General features: G+C 74.5%; 12 protein-coding genes. 5 read left to right on the top strand and 7 right to left on the bottom strand.

Going from position 1 to position 13,511, the window contains the following annotated elements; translation table 11 throughout:
- On the bottom strand, window positions 1–182 hold a 182-nt coding region (locus ACFRAR_RS36420; protein WP_380704311.1), incomplete at its 3' end, for an NAD-dependent epimerase/dehydratase family protein.
- 585 nt (window positions 183–767) lie between these two features.
- Here ACFRAR_RS36420 and ACFRAR_RS36415 point away from each other — a divergent pair.
- From ACFRAR_RS36415 to ACFRAR_RS36400, 4 genes are all read left to right on the top strand, one after another.
- Window positions 768–1,586: a BTAD domain-containing putative transcriptional regulator gene (locus tag ACFRAR_RS36415; RefSeq protein ID WP_380704309.1), complete on the top strand. Its 819-nt coding sequence runs from the start codon at window positions 768–770 to the stop codon at window positions 1,584–1,586.
- A gap of 74 nt (window positions 1,587–1,660) precedes the next feature.
- Window positions 1,661–2,449 (top strand): SDR family NAD(P)-dependent oxidoreductase, encoded by a 789-nt coding sequence (locus tag ACFRAR_RS36410; RefSeq protein ID WP_380704307.1) that lies wholly within the window; start codon window positions 1,661–1,663, stop codon window positions 2,447–2,449.
- Window positions 2,450–2,512: 63 nt separating this feature from the next.
- Window positions 2,513–4,822 carry a condensation domain-containing protein gene (locus tag ACFRAR_RS36405; RefSeq protein WP_380704305.1) on the top strand — a complete coding sequence of 770 codons (2,310 nt, stop codon included), beginning with the start codon at window positions 2,513–2,515 and terminating at the stop codon, window positions 4,820–4,822.
- Window positions 4,823–4,914: 92 nt separating this feature from the next.
- Complete coding sequence (locus ACFRAR_RS36400) at window positions 4,915–5,349, top strand: SRPBCC family protein (protein WP_380704303.1); 435 nt, start codon at window positions 4,915–4,917, stop codon at window positions 5,347–5,349.
- Window positions 5,350–5,404: 55 nt separating this feature from the next.
- On the opposite strand, the gene ACFRAR_RS36395 is transcribed toward ACFRAR_RS36400, so the two are convergent.
- The 6 genes from ACFRAR_RS36395 to ACFRAR_RS36370 all read right to left on the bottom strand — a co-directional run bounded on the left by ACFRAR_RS36395 (window position 5,405) and on the right by ACFRAR_RS36370 (window position 12,606).
- Window positions 5,405–6,292, bottom strand: coding sequence for a hypothetical protein (locus tag ACFRAR_RS36395; RefSeq protein ID WP_380704301.1), 888 nt, complete (start codon window positions 6,290–6,292; stop codon window positions 5,405–5,407).
- A gap of 137 nt (window positions 6,293–6,429) precedes the next feature.
- Window positions 6,430–7,371, bottom strand: coding sequence for a TIGR01777 family oxidoreductase (locus ACFRAR_RS36390; protein ID WP_380704299.1), 942 nt, complete (start codon window positions 7,369–7,371; stop codon window positions 6,430–6,432).
- A 199-nt stretch (window positions 7,372–7,570) separates the two neighbouring features.
- Complete coding sequence (locus tag ACFRAR_RS36385) at window positions 7,571–8,917, bottom strand: serine/threonine-protein kinase (RefSeq protein ID WP_380704297.1); 1,347 nt, start codon at window positions 8,915–8,917, stop codon at window positions 7,571–7,573.
- Between the two features lie 12 nt (window positions 8,918–8,929).
- Window positions 8,930–9,691 (bottom strand): serine/threonine protein kinase, encoded by a 762-nt coding sequence (locus tag ACFRAR_RS36380; RefSeq protein ID WP_380704295.1) that lies wholly within the window; start codon window positions 9,689–9,691, stop codon window positions 8,930–8,932.
- 402 nt (window positions 9,692–10,093) lie between these two features.
- A complete protein-coding gene (locus tag ACFRAR_RS36375) occupies window positions 10,094–11,611 on the bottom strand; it encodes a peptidoglycan DD-metalloendopeptidase family protein (protein WP_380704293.1) in 1,518 nt (505 codons plus the stop codon).
- Window positions 11,612–11,622: 11 nt separating this feature from the next.
- On the bottom strand, window positions 11,623–12,606 hold the full coding sequence (locus ACFRAR_RS36370; RefSeq protein WP_380704291.1) for an alpha/beta hydrolase: 984 nt from the start codon (window positions 12,604–12,606) through the stop codon (window positions 11,623–11,625).
- Between the two features lie 264 nt (window positions 12,607–12,870).
- On the opposite strand from ACFRAR_RS36370, the gene ACFRAR_RS36365 reads away from it, so the two are divergent.
- Window positions 12,871–13,422 (top strand): hypothetical protein, encoded by a 552-nt coding sequence (locus ACFRAR_RS36365; RefSeq protein ID WP_380704289.1) that lies wholly within the window; start codon window positions 12,871–12,873, stop codon window positions 13,420–13,422.
- Window positions 13,423–13,511: the final 89 nt, after the last annotated feature.

Raw genomic sequence — 13,511 nt, 5'->3', positions numbered from 1 at the left:
GTCCCCTCGTCGTTCCAGTCGAACGGCACCGCACCCGAACGCGAACCCACCCGCACCTCATAGCCCCGCCCGGCCAGCCGCTCCGCCACCCGACGGCCCGTCTTCCCCGTGCCACCGACCACCAGCACCACACCGGACTCGACCGCGAGATCCACCACACCAGCCATCACGAACACCCTCATTCCAAGACTCGAAGGAAACACCGGAGACCCGATCCGATCCGGGCGACTGTCGCGCCCGGCCGGTTCGTCGTCGTGGCACCATTCAAATCCCGCCGAGCCGGACGCTCCATAGCCCGCGCACTCAGTTCCATGCGTGAGCGTCTACGTCACCGACCAGCGGTGCTCCGCCCACCCACGACCATCGGGCCGTCTGCGGCCAGGGCTCCCCCGCCACCCACCACAACACACCCCACCACCGCCCGGAAGCCCTTTCCAGCACCTCTCGACCCCTCCTCCAGACCTCCGGGAATCGCCGCGGACCGCCCCCCAAGGGCCGGGCAGCGACTCGCCCGGCGGGGGGGGGGGGGCCCCCCGCCCCCCCCGGGGGCCCCCCCCCCGCCGCCGCTTCCCCTGCCCGGAAGTCCTCACCAGAGCGCCCGGAACCGCACTCGACGGGCACTTGAGGAATCCGACCCCCGCCCCTTGCCGGAACTATGGTGCGACGCATCCACCCCACCATCCCCCAGATTCGAACACTTATCCGACAGCGCGACGTGCCGCTTCCCCGTTCACGCGTCCCGTCGCCCGCACGAAAGGAGAACCGCCATGCACCTCAAGGTCCTCGGCCCCCTCACCGCCGACCTCAACGGCATCTCCGTCGTCCCCACCGCCGGCAAGCAGCGCCAGATCCTCGCCCTCCTCGCGCTCTACCCGAACCGCATCCTGCCCACGGCCACCCTGATCGAGGAGATCTGGGGCGACGACCCTCCCAGACAGGCGCTCACCACGATGCAGACGTACATCCTGCAACTGCGCCGCCGGATCACCCAGGCCCTCGGGCCGACCCCGCACACCACCGCCAAGGACATCCTCACCACCCGGCACTGCGGCTACCAGCTCTCCACCCACCCGGACGACCTGGACGTCCACACCTACAACCTGCTGACCACACAGGGCCAGCACGCCTTCAACCACGGCCAGGACCACCAGGCCGCCACCCACTTCCGCCACGCACTCGCGCTCTGGCACGGCCCCGCGCTGGTCGACGTCCGGCCCGGGCCGATCCTCACCATCGAGATCATGCGCCTGGAGGAGAGCCGGCTGATCACCCTGGAACGCCGGATCGACACCGACCTGCGGCTCGGCCGACACAACGAGCTGATCCCCGAGCTCACCCACCTGACCCACCAGCACCCGCACCACGAGGGCCTGCACGCCCAGGCCATGGTGGCGCTCTACCGGGCGGGCCGGCAGACCAGCGCCCTGACCACCTACCACCACCTGCGGCACCGGCTGACCACCGAGCTCGGCATCCAGCCCTCCCCGCACCTCCAGCACCTCCAGCACGCGATCCTCACCCTGGACCCCGCCCTCAACACGCCCACCACGGCCCACCCGACCACCTACAACCTGTACCCGGCCTAGGGGCGTGTCTGCCAATCCCCCCCCCGGCGGCCGCCCCCGCCGGTCTCTCCCAGCCCTCACCCACAGGACGCGCCATGACCACCGCACCCGAGAAACCCCTCGCCCTGATCACCGGCGGCACCCGCGGCATCGGTCTCGCCATCGCCCGCGAACTCGGCAGCCGCGGCCACCGGGTCTTCATCTGCGCCCGCACCGCCCGGGACATCGACCAGGCCCTGGCCGGCCTGCGCGACGAGGGCCACCAAGCCGACGGCCTCACCTGCGACGTCCGCGACCCCGTCCAGGTCGGCGAACTGATCCGGCACGCCGTGACCGAGCACGGCCCGATCACCGTCCTGGTCAACAACGCCGGGCGCACCGGCGGCGGACCGACCGCGACCACCACCGACGACCTCTGGTACGACGTCATCGACACCAACCTGAACGCCGTCTTCCTGGTGACCCGGGAGACCCTCCGGCACGGCCACATCACCAGCACCACCCACCCCCGGATCATCAACATCGCGTCCACCGCCGGGAAGCAGGCCGTCACCCTGGGCGCGCCGTACACCGCGAGCAAGCACGCCGTGATCGGCTTCACCCGGGCGCTGGCCAAGGAACTGGCACCCACCGGCACCACCGTCAACGCCATCTGCCCGGGGTACGTCCAGACCCCGCACACCGCCAGGATCCACCACGAGTACGCGACCGCCTACAACACCACCCCCGAGACCATCCACCAGCACTTCCAGACGCACATCCCGCTCGGCCGCTACACCACGCCCGAAGAGGTCGCCTCGCTGGCCGGCTACCTCACCAGCCCGACCGCGGCCAGCATCACCGCCCAGGCACTGAACGTCTGCGGCGGGCTCGCCACCCAGTAAACCCCGGCGCGATCCCGGCCGGTCCACGGGAAGGATGAGGGCTCCGGTGCCCGCTGATCAACGATGACGACCCATCAGTTCTCCAGCGCACCCGTCACCTTGTTGGTGGTCGGCGCCCCAGCGCCCGAGCCCTGCCCGCCCGCGGCCCGGCCGCCGAGACCGCTGGACGCCGGGATGGTGCGCGCCGTCCTGGCCGGCCCCGCCGCCCGTCCCCGGCCCGCCGCCGGACGCCCGGCGGCGGCACCGGAGTTCGTCCTCGTCGAGCTCTACCACCCCCATCCGCCGGAGGAGTTGCGTGCCGCACTGCGCGCCGCGCTGCGGACCGTGGTGCCCCGGCCGCCCTCCGGGTCCACGCCGGACCTGCTGTGGCAGCGGACGGTGGACGGCCCGGGCGGGCTCGACCGGGTGCTCGCCGAACTCGGGCGCGGCCTGGCCGCCGGCCCCCCGCTGCGGGCGGTCCTGGTCGACGACACCCGGGACGGCGGGCGCCGGCTGTTCGTCGGCCTCGCCCCCGGGCCTCCGGCCCACGCCGTCGGCCTGTTGGAGGAGCTGCGCGAGGCCCTGGCCCACCCGCCGGAGCCGGTCACCGTGCCGACCAGCGCGCTCCAGCGGGAGCTGCTGCGCCAGGTGATCGGCGAGGCGCAGCCCGAGGGGCGGCACGTCGAGCAGCTGTCCTGGAGCTGGCACGGGCCGCTGGACACCGGCCGCTTCACGGCGGCCTGGCAGTCCGTGTTCGACCACGAGACGGTGCTGCGCGCGGCCTTCGACTGGGAGGAGGGCGGCGCCGACGAGCCCTGGATGGTGCTGCACGAGCACGCCGTCCCCGAGGTGATCCGGCACCGCCACGACACCGCCGACTGGGAGGAACTGCTCGACGCCGACCGCCGGCGCGGCTTCGACCTGCGCCACCCCGCGCTGCTGCGCGCCACCCTGGTCGACGCCGCGCCGGACGCCCCGGAGGGGCCGGTCACCCGGGTGCTGCTCACCTACCACCACGCGATGCTGGACGGCTGGAGCGTACGGCTGCTGCTCCAGTCCTTCTACCGCGCCTACCTGACCGGTGGCGTGCTGCCCGGCGGCGAGCGCCGGCCCGACGTGCGCGACCACGCCCGCTGGCTGACCGGCCGGTCCACGGACGCGGCGCGGCAGTTCTGGTCGACCCGGCCGTCCGCCGGCTCCGTCCTGCCGCTCGTCCCCGACCCGCTGCGGCGCGGCAGCGCCCGGACCAGGCGCCGGCTCACCCCGTACGAGGCGGTCCGGCTGCGCGGTTGGGCGGCGGCCTGGGGCGCGGGCGAGAGCAGCGCGCTCCAAGCGGCCTGGGCGCTGCTGCTGTACCGCGCCGGGCAGTCGGACCGCCCCCGTCGGCCGGGTCGGCCCGGCCGGGCGGTGCGGGTCGGCTTCGCGGTGACGGTCTCCGGCCGGGGCATCCCGCTGGACGGCATCGACCGGCTGCCCGGCGCGCTGCGCAACCCGCTGCCGATCTCCGTGCGGGTGCACCCCGGCACCACCGTGCCGCAGCTGCTCGCGGCGCTGCGCGACGGGGTGCTCGACCTCGCCTCCTACGAGTGGGTCCCGCCCGGTCAGGCCCACCGCTGGACACCCGGCACCCGCGGGCAGCGGCCGAACAGCCTGGTGGTGCTGGAGCACCAGCCCACCGCGGCGCACCACCTGCGCCTGGAGACCGACCTGGCCGCGCACGGCATCCACGTGGGGAGCCCGGTCCCGGCCGGCACCCTCACCTCGTACCCGATCACGCTGGCCGCCCACTACGACGCCACCGGCGGGCTGGTCCTCACCACCACCCACGACCGCGCCCTGCTCGCCGACCGCGACGCCGTCGAACTCCTGGACCAGAGCGCCCACTTGCTGCGCTCCTTCCCGGACCTGCCGAGTGGTCTGGGCGCCACCGAGGTGCTGCGCTCCACCCTCGCCGGGCAGCCGGCGCCCCGGCTGGGCGAGCCGGCCGGCAGCGCCGCGCGGCCCGGGGAGCCGGCCGGCCCGGCGGTGCGGCTGGACGTGTTGCGCCGGGCCGCCCGCCCCGGCGCGGGCTGGGTCCTGCTGCTGCCGCCGCCCGACGCCTCGCCCACCCGCTACCGCGGCACCGCCCGCGGCTGGCCCGGCCCGCAGGCCCTCGGCGTGCTGCGCCCCGCCGGGGAGGACCCGCCCGCGGCCGCGTACCGCCCGGTGCTCGGCCCGCTGTTGGAGTCCCGCGCGCCCGTCGCCCTGGTCGCGCCGCCGGGACTCGGGGTCACCGCGCACGAGATCGCCCGGCTGGGGGCTCCGGCGCACCCGCCGACAGTGGTGCTGGTCGAGGACGACGGCGACCTGACGGCGCTGGCGGGCCTGCTGGGACGCCTGCCGCACCGCCGTTAGGGGCGCACCGCCGTCGGCACCCCGCGTCAGCGCCGCGCTGCCGTTGGGGGCGCACCGCCGTCGGGGCCGCACTGTCGCTAAGGTGACGGACTGTGGCCCGTTTCGTCCTGATCCGCCGTTCGCCGCTGCCGCCCGCCGTCTGCTGGGAGCGGCTGACCGCCTGGCCCCGGCACGGGGAGCGGGTGCCGTTCACCCGGGTCCGGGTGGCCCGGGGCACCGGCCGGGAGGTCGGCGACCTCGTGCTCGCCCGGACGGCCGTCGGGCCGCTGCGCTTCGACGACCCGATGGAGATCACCGAGCTGGTCGTCCCCGTTCCCGGGCGGGACGGGCGGTGCCGGCTGGTCAAGCGCGGCCGTCCGGTGCGCGGCTGGGCCGAGCTGCGGGTCCGGGCGGTCGGCGGCGGCAGTGCGGCGGTCTGGACGGAGGAGCTGACCGTCACCGGCCTTCCCGGGCCGCTCGATCCGGTCGTCTCGCGGGCGGGGCGCCTGGTCTTCGGCCGGGTGCTGGACCACCTGTTGGGGGCGTAGCGGCTCGGGCCTCCGGGCGACGGCCGCCGGGCGACGGCCGCCGGGGCTCCGCCGGTCAGCGCCCGCCTCGGCCCGGCCGCCGGTCGGCGGCGGCCCGGGACCAGACCAGGTACTGCTGGCGGACGTACCGCCGCGCGTCCTCGCCGTCGGCGGCGGTGACGCCGTCGTGCTCGGTCAGGCGGCCCGCCGAGAACCGCGCCTGCCCGGCCTTCGCGAGGACCGCGTCACCCTCCGCCAGGGCGGCGATCCGGTCGCTGAGCGCGGCGCCGCGCAGCAGGTACTCGCGCCGCTCGCGGGGCGGGCTCTTCTCGGTGTTCCGCCAGGCCGCCAGGTGCCTCTCCTCCTCCTCGACGCCCGGGGCCCGCGCGTACGCCTCCTCGGCCGTGGGCACCGGACCGACCGGCACGCCGCGCACCGGCTCGGGCGGCAGCCGCGGCAGCCCGTGGAGGCTGAGCACGGCGTTGGCGAAGTCCGGCTGCTCGACGGGCAGGCCGTGCCGGCCGAACAGGGCGAACAGCTCGGCCAGGGCTGCCGGTTCGAAGCCGCGCGACCGGTCGTCCTCGGTGACGTCGACCCGGCCGAGCAGCGGGCCCCAGAACCGGCCGGGCGGGTCCGTGAGGCGCAGCCGGAGGATGACCTCGTGGCCGCCGGTCTCGATCTCCTCGTGGAACTCCATGGCCAGGCCGCGGATCTCCGACCAGGCGTAGCGGCGCGGGAGCAGCAGCCGGACCACGGTGAGGCCGCTCTCCTCCTCGCGCAGCCAGAAGGTGTGCGGCACCCCGACGGCGACGCCGACGGCGATCAGCACGCCGATCAGGGTGGCCGCCCCCGGTCCGGTGGCACCGGATCCGCCCAGCGCGACGGACGCGACCAGGGCCAGCGCGCAGCCGATCCCGATGTTGCTCCCCCACTGGTGCATGAACGACAGCCGTACCGTCCGCATCCCGCCCCCTGGTGCCCCTCGGTGTGGCTCCACGCTCCCGGGAACGCCGGGGCCGGGCAAGCGCCGGCGGGCAGCTGTGACGGCCCCGTGACGAACCCTCCGCACGGCGGCTCGACGGCATCGCGCCCGGAGGCGGGCTACCGCCCGCGCAGCCGCCGGACGAGGTCGCGGGCGGCCTCCGGCCAGTTCGGGTGCTCGAAGGCGAAGCCCGCGTCGAGCAGCCGGGTCGGTACGACGCGGCGGCTCTTCAGCAGCAGCTCGGTGTCGGAGCGCAGCGCGAAGGCGCCCAGCTCGGCCATCCAGCGGGTGGCGGGCAGGGCCAGCGGCATGCCCCAGGCGGTCCGCAGCTCGCGCATGAACTCGCGCTGGGGCAGCGGATCGGGGGCGGCGAGGTTGACCGGCCCGGTGAGGTCCTCGCGGGCGATCAGGAACGCGACGGCCCGGGCGAAGTCCCGTTCGTGGATCCAGGAGACGTACTGCGCGCCGCCCGCGACGGGGCCGCCGACGCCGAGCCTGGCCAGCCAGGACAGCGCGTCGAGGGAGCCGCCGCGCTCGGGGCCGAGCACGGCGGCGGTGCGCAGGGCGACCCGGCGGGTGTGCGGGGTGTCGGCCTCCGCCTGGGTGCGTTCCCAGGCGTGCGCGACGTCGACGCTGTACCGCCAGGCGGGCGGGGCGTCGGGTTCGCTGCCGCCGATCAGGCCGTCCCGTTCGTCGTTGGGGGCGTCGTGGCGGTGGGCGTAGACGGTGGCGGTGCTCATCTGGAGCCAGTGGGCGGGAGGCCTGCGGGCGGAGGCGATGGCCTGGCCGACGACCCGGGTCGAGTGCACCCGGGAGTCCATCATCTCCTGCCGGTTGGCCTCCGTGTAGCGGCAGTTGACGCTGCGGCCGGCGAGGTTGAGTACGGCGTCGGCGCCGTCGACCTCGGCCGCCCAGGCTCCGAGGGTCCGTCCGTCCCAGCCGATCTGCCGGGGTCCGGCGGGCCTGCGGCTGAGGACGACGACCTCGTGTCCGGCGGCGGTCAGGCTCCGGTCGAGCAGCCTCCCGAGCTCACCCGATCCGCCGGGAATGACGATCTTCATGGGCTCCCCCTCGCGCCTCGGCTCCGCGAGGCAGCCTATCCCATCCATCTGAACGTGTTCAATTTCATCGCCTCCGCAGCTGCGCGGCGGTGAACACCAGGGCCGGGGCCGGGGCCGAGTCCGGGAGCGGGGTGCCGGCGGCGAGGTGACGCTCGCGGCCCCTGACCCGCCTGCCGCCGAGCCCCGGCCGCGCGAAGGGTCACGGGCAGCGGTGGAGGTCGGGGCGGTCGCGGGTGCGGACGGCGGGAAGCCAGGCGGTGGTGGGGCCGGGGAGGCGGACGCGGTACCAGAGGGTGGAGGTGGCGTCCTCCTCGTTGATGACGGGCAGGCCGGTGGGGAGCTGGCAGTCCGCGTCGAGGGTGTCGTTGTGCCAGACCCGGACGGGGACGGTGTTGTCCGCGGTGTAGGGGCGCAGGGGGTCGACGGCGAGGCCCAGGCTGCACCCGGGGTCGCGGTCAGTGCGCTCCTGGCAGCCGCGTTCGGCGTTGAAGACCCGGACGTGGGCCGGCTGTCCGGGCGGTCCCGGGTGCGGCCACAACGCCGTGACGGTGACGACGGCCGTGGCGCAGGAGGCCAGTGCGACCAGGGCGGTGCGCGGGCGGGGGCGAAGGCGCGGGCAGCGTGGACGCCGGCCGGAGCGGTGGGCGCGGATGCGGCCGAGCAGGCTCTCCGCGGTGTGCGGGGCTCGGGCGGCGCGGGTCGGGGCGAGGCAGTCGGCGGCCAGGTCGCGCCAGAACGGCGGGACGGAGGCCGCCAGTCGCAGGGCGGCGCGGCCTTCGGCGTACTGCTGGGCGGCGGCGCTGCGAGCGGTGGGGGTCGCGCCGGGGAAGGGGCTGCCGCCGGCGGCGAAGACCTCGTGGATCACGATGCCGAGTGCCCAGATGTCGGCGGTGGTACGGACCTTGACGCCGCGCTCGCCGAGCGGTTCCCGCCAGCGCTCCGGCGGGAGGTAGTCGGGGGTGCCCATCGGGGCGCTGTGGCCGTGGGTGCCGCTGAGTTCGACGGCGAGGCCGAAGTCGGAGAGCCGGACCTCGCCGTCCGCGCCGATCAGGACGTTCTCCGGCTTGAGGTCGGTGTGGACCCAGCCGGAGCGGTGCAGGTGGGCCAGGCCCTCGCAGACGCCGGCGACGATCCGGGCCCCCTCGGCCTCGTCGACGCCGGTGGCCAGCAGGTCGCGCAGGGTGCACCGGGCCCGTTCCATGACCAGGACGGTCGCGCCGTCCAGCGAGGGCTGGTCGGGGGCGGCCAGGACGAGGGTGCCGAGCAGCCGGACCAGCCGGGGGTGCGGGGCGGTGCGGCCCAACTCGGCCTCGCGCCGGGCGGCTTCGGCGACGTGGCGGGCCTGACGGGGGGCGAGTCCGGCGGTCGGCAGCACCTTCAGCGCGACGGTGTCGTCAGGGCCGCCGGAGCCGTCGGCCCGGCGGGCGGCGTAGACCGTCGCCCAGCCGCCCTCGCCGATCGGCCCGGTGACCGTCCACTCGCCGACCCGGTGGCCGGCCGGCAGCAGTTCCTCGCCGTCCCCGGGGAAGGCCGGATCTCGCAGCATCGCCGGCCCTCCCTACCGTCCGGTCCGGCCGGGTTCGGGGCCCGGCAGCAGCGCGAGGTGCTCCTCGCGGACGATGCCGAACTTCAGGGCGAGCCCCACCACGGCCTCGCGCTTGCCGCTGCGGCGGTCCGCGCGGTCGCCGTCGGGCAGGTCGATGCGGAGCTTCTCGTCGGCGAGGTAGTCGAGGTGCGAGCTGACCGCGCGGGCGGTGAGCCGGGCGCACGCCGGGTGGCCGTGCAGCCGCGCGACCACCTGCGGGGTGGTGGGCACGGCGGCGAGGGAGCGGTCGCGCAGCCACGGCTCGCAGAGCGCGACCAGGACCAGGAAGTAGGTGGCGGTCTCGTCCAGCGAGTACGCCGTCATGGTGCGGCTCTCCCGGGAGCCGCCGCGGGCGTCCGGGTCCAGATAGACGTGGTCGGGCGCGAACACCTGGAAGGACAGCGGGGTCTCCCGCCGGGACGGCAGCACCACCCGGGAGAACTCGAAGGGGATCGGCGCGCCGATCCGCCGCGGCGGCACCCGCAGGTACTCGCCGGCGCCCTCCGGGTTCTCCACCAGGTAGGCGTGGGTGTTGCTGAGGTTGCTCAACTGCCAGTGGTCGTCGGTCGCGTGGACCTCGCCGGCCAGCCGGGAGACCGACTCGTCGCCGAGGCGCAGCTCCACCGGGGTGTGGGCGGAGCCGCGGCCGAAGCGCGCCCGCTCTCCCGGCCCGAGCCGTAACGTCACCGTGTCGTCGCCGTTCCCCTCCGGCAGGTGGACGACAATCCCGCTCACCGTTCCTCCGCCCCGCTCACCGCTCCCCCGTTTCGCGCGCCGGCTCGTTGCCGGACGGACGAACGGTACCTCTTCGCGTACGACAATAAACCGGATGCCGCAGGCTACTTGACAAAACCGGAGGAGTGGGTACGGGCGTTCGGTCAGAGCATGGGCGTCCCCGTGCGCAGTGGTGCCACCGGGCGGTCGCCGAAGGCGGCCCGCGGCCGCCGGACCCCGCCGGGCACCGACTGTCGACGCCGGAAGGCGGCCGTGCCGGCGGGGGCGATCGCGGTGACGTTCAGCCGCCGGGGGCGGTACGGCCCGCGAGCGGAAGCACGAGTGCTCCCGCTCCGGCCGCCCGCAGCAGGCCGCGCCTGCCGATCGGGTACATCGCTGTGCTCCAGGGGGTTGCCGGTTCGGTCAGCCGACGGCGGGTCCGGGGGTGGTGTTCAGCCAGGCCCACTCGGACCAGGTGGAGAAGCCGGTCTGCCACCTGTGGTGGACGCCGTCGGTGTTGGAACCGAACACCTCGATCCGGCCGTCCGCGTTGCCGGCCGCACCGATCTCGGTGCCGCCGGTGCCGAAGGTCTCCCACTGGCCGTACGGGGCGTTCAGACCGGTCTGCCAGATGTGCTGCGCCGTACCGCCGTTGATGGCGAACACCTCCACCCTGCCGTCCGGCGAACGCTCACTGGTCAGCTGGGAGTCGGCGGGGCCGCCGGTGGCTTCCCAGCCGGACCAACCGGTCGGATCGGTCTGGTACTTGTGGTAGACGCCGACCGGTCCGGAGGCGAAGACCTCGATCCGGCCGTCCTGGTTGTGACTGACGGTCAGATCGTGGCCGCCACCGCCGAAGTCCTCCCAGGTGGACCAGCCGCCGCTGACGGCCGTCTGCCACTGGTGCTGGAAGGTGCTGCCATTGAGGGCGAACACCTCCAGGCGGCCGTCAGGGGCCTTGCCGAGTTCGATCTCACTGTTCGCCGGACCCCCACCGGTGGCCTCCCAGCCGGACCAGCCACCGTTGGGCGCCGTCTGGTACTTGTGGAACACGGCGGTGGGACCGGAGGCGAAGACTTCGAGCCGGCCGTCCTGGTTGGAGCCGACCGCGATGTCATGGCCGCCACCGCCGAAGTCCTCCCAGCCGGACCAGGCGCCGGAAGGCTGGAGCTGGTAGCGGTGCTGGAAGGTGCTGCCGTTGATGGCGAACGCCTCCAGCCGGCCGTCGGCGTTCGGGCCGATCGCCAACTCCGCGTCGGCGGGGCCACCGAGGTCCTCCCACTCCGACCAACCGCCGTTCGCGACGGTCTGCCAGGCGTGGGAGATGCCGTTCCTGCCGGCGGCGAAGACCTCCAGGCGCCCGTCCGCCGACCGGGCCGAGACCACCCGGCCGGACTCCGCCGGATACACCGGCGGAGCCGGGCGCGGACCGCTGCCCGGGACGCAGGGCATGGTGATGCCACGCTCCGCGAGGTACGGCTCCGGGTCGACGCGCACGGACGTGTTCGGGTCGCCCCAGATCCGCAGGTGCAGGTGCGGGCCGGTGGCTTCACCCTCGGCGCCCATCAGGGCGATCTGCTGGCCGGCCGTCACGTGATCGCCGACGGCCACGTCCCGCTCGTACATGTGCCCGTACTCGGAGATGGTCCCGTCCGGGTGCAGGATCCGGATCCACTGGCCGTATCCCTCTGCCGGGCCGGACTTCAGCACTTCTCCGTCGCCGACCGCGTAGATCGGGGTGCCGTAGGCGCTGGCGACGTCGATGCCGTTGTGCTCCGTGGAGTAGTGCTGGGTGATCGGGCCGCGGGCCGGACAGGCCGCGGCGAACCCGGCGACCCGGACGGGGGCCGCGGGAGCGGCCACGGCGGGAGCGACCGGCACGCTGACCGGCAGCAGCAGGGCGACCCCGGCCAGGGCCGCCCGCGAGGTGCGGGAGATCATCGGCACGCCCCTCAGGCCTTGCGGAGGCGGCCGATGATGCCGTCGATGTCGCGCTGCATCATGTCGGGGCGGATGAAGTGGCCGCCCGACTCCTCGTGCGCCTCGTAGGGGATGCCCGCGCCGTCCAGCAGGGATCGGAACTCCCGCTGCTCGGCGAGCACTTCGGACTCGTTGAACTGGTCGAAGGGGTTGGTCGGGTCGGGGCTGGTCCCGGCGACCAGGAAGATCCGCTTGTTGCGGTAGCTCTCCAGGCGTTCGACCGGGTTGTCGGCGCTCACCCGGGCCTGGTCCCACAGGGGCGCACCGTAGATCGTGCCGCCGGCCAGGTCCTTGACGGCGGAGGAGACATTCGCCCAGTGCACGACCGCGCCGCCGTTGTGGCGGATGCTCGCCGGGCCGGAGTGGGCGCTGACCGAGGCGAAGTGGCCCCAGTACTTGGCGGCGTACTTCAGCGCGCCGAAGCCGCCCATGGAGAAGCCGGAGACGGCACGGCCCTCGGGCTCGGCGAAGGTCCGGAAGTTGGCGTCGACCCAGGGGATCAGCTGGTTGATGTGGAAGTTCTCCCAGTTGCGGGGGCCGACGTTGCTGTTGACCGGGTTCGAGTACCAGCCGGCCTGGCCGCCGTCGGGCATCACGACGATCAGCGGCTTGCCGATGGTCCACTCGCGCACGCCCCGGCGGTCGAACTCGATGAAGTCCTGGAGGCCGCCGTGCAGGAGGTAGAGGACGGGGTACGTGCGGCCGCTGGTGTGGTAGTCGTCGGGGAGCAGCACGTTGACGGCCGGGTCCCAGCCGATCTCGGCGGTGTGGAAGCGGTAGTACCACATCCGGGCGTCGCCCTCGTTGCGGTCGGTGATGTGCAGTCCGAAGCCGTCGCCGGCCGCGTGGGCGGCCGAGGCCGTCGCGAGGACGCCCGCGCCGCCGAGCGCCAGGGCGGCGCCGAGCCCGCCGGCGGACTTGAGGATGCTCCTGCGGGTGGGGTGGTTCGTGGTCACCGTGACCTCCTGAGGGTGGCGGCGGTCCGCCGGACCGCCGGAGTTCCGACGGATCGGACGGTAGTCACCTGCCGCCGGGGGTGGAATCCGGAACCATACGGACTGACAGGGGTGGGTCGCGGCGCGGAGACTGATGCTTCTGCCGTGCCGACGGGAGCCGAGGAGTCCCGCCCGTCGCGCCGTGGCCCGTTGTCGCGAGGCCTTGACAGTGCGTCACGGGCCGAGAACCCTGGTGCCGTACTCCAGGGACGTGAGGGACACGGCATGCCATGGGTAGACGAGAGCAAACGCCACCGGGGTTTCCCGGCGGCGGTGTTGGCGGACGGCAGCGAGCCGGCGCCGTTGCCGGACGGGCGCACCACCTGGTGGCTCTACAACGGTGCGGACGGCCCTCGGGCCACTGCGGTGCGCGGTGGCTGCGGCTGCGGCTGGCGGGGTGAGCGGCTGCACCTGTTGGACTTCGGTGACGACGACGCGACCGAGGCGGTGGGTGAGGCCACCGGGCCGTTCGCGGACTGGGAGCGGCACGTCGACCTGGCCGAGGGCGTGGTGCCGCGCGAGGTCGAGGAGCTGGTCGCGGCGCTGGTGGACCGGATCTGCGACCTGACGGAGAGCAAGCCGTACGCCGCCGCCCGTGCGGCCGCCCGGTTCGAGCGCGCCGCCGCGTCGACCGCGCTGCTCGCCGGCCGCAGGGCCCGCAGCAACCTGATGACCTGGGAGTACATCGGCCGCGCCTTCGGCTGCGGGCCGGAGGCGGCGCTGGAGCGGTTCGGCGAGACGCTGCACGTCGAACGGGGCGACGAGGACGAGCTCTGACCCGAATCCGCAGGTAGTGGCGGCGGGCGGCAGCTGATACGACGACAGGTGCACTGTCGGTTTGAGAAGATCGAGGTTCCTACACCGTG

This window comes from Kitasatospora sp. NPDC056651 (genome assembly GCF_042792155.1).
Taxonomy (GTDB): domain Bacteria; phylum Actinomycetota; class Actinomycetes; order Streptomycetales; family Streptomycetaceae; genus Kitasatospora.
This window is presented reverse-complemented; position numbering and strand designations above follow the sequence as displayed.

What these genes read in the sequence shown, in the direction of transcription:
- ACFRAR_RS36415 (WP_380704309.1), top strand. Translation starts at nt 768, where the DNA reads ATGCACCTCAAGGTCCTCGGCCCCCTCACCGCCGACCTCAACGGCATC.
- ACFRAR_RS36410 (WP_380704307.1), top strand. Translation starts at nt 1,661, where the DNA reads ATGACCACCGCACCCGAGAAACCCCTCGCCCTGATCACCGGCGGCACC.
- ACFRAR_RS36405 (WP_380704305.1), top strand. Translation starts at nt 2,513, where the DNA reads ATGACGACCCATCAGTTCTCCAGCGCACCCGTCACCTTGTTGGTGGTC.
- ACFRAR_RS36395 (WP_380704301.1), bottom strand. Translation starts at nt 6,292, where the DNA reads ATGCGGACGGTACGGCTGTCGTTCATGCACCAGTGGGGGAGCAACATC.
- ACFRAR_RS36390 (WP_380704299.1), bottom strand. Translation starts at nt 7,371, where the DNA reads ATGAAGATCGTCATTCCCGGCGGATCGGGTGAGCTCGGGAGGCTGCTC.
- ACFRAR_RS36385 (WP_380704297.1), bottom strand. Translation starts at nt 8,917, where the DNA reads ATGCTGCGAGATCCGGCCTTCCCCGGGGACGGCGAGGAACTGCTGCCG.
- ACFRAR_RS36375 (WP_380704293.1), bottom strand. Translation starts at nt 11,611, where the DNA reads ATGATCTCCCGCACCTCGCGGGCGGCCCTGGCCGGGGTCGCCCTGCTG.
- ACFRAR_RS36365 (WP_380704289.1), top strand. Translation starts at nt 12,871, where the DNA reads ATGCCATGGGTAGACGAGAGCAAACGCCACCGGGGTTTCCCGGCGGCG.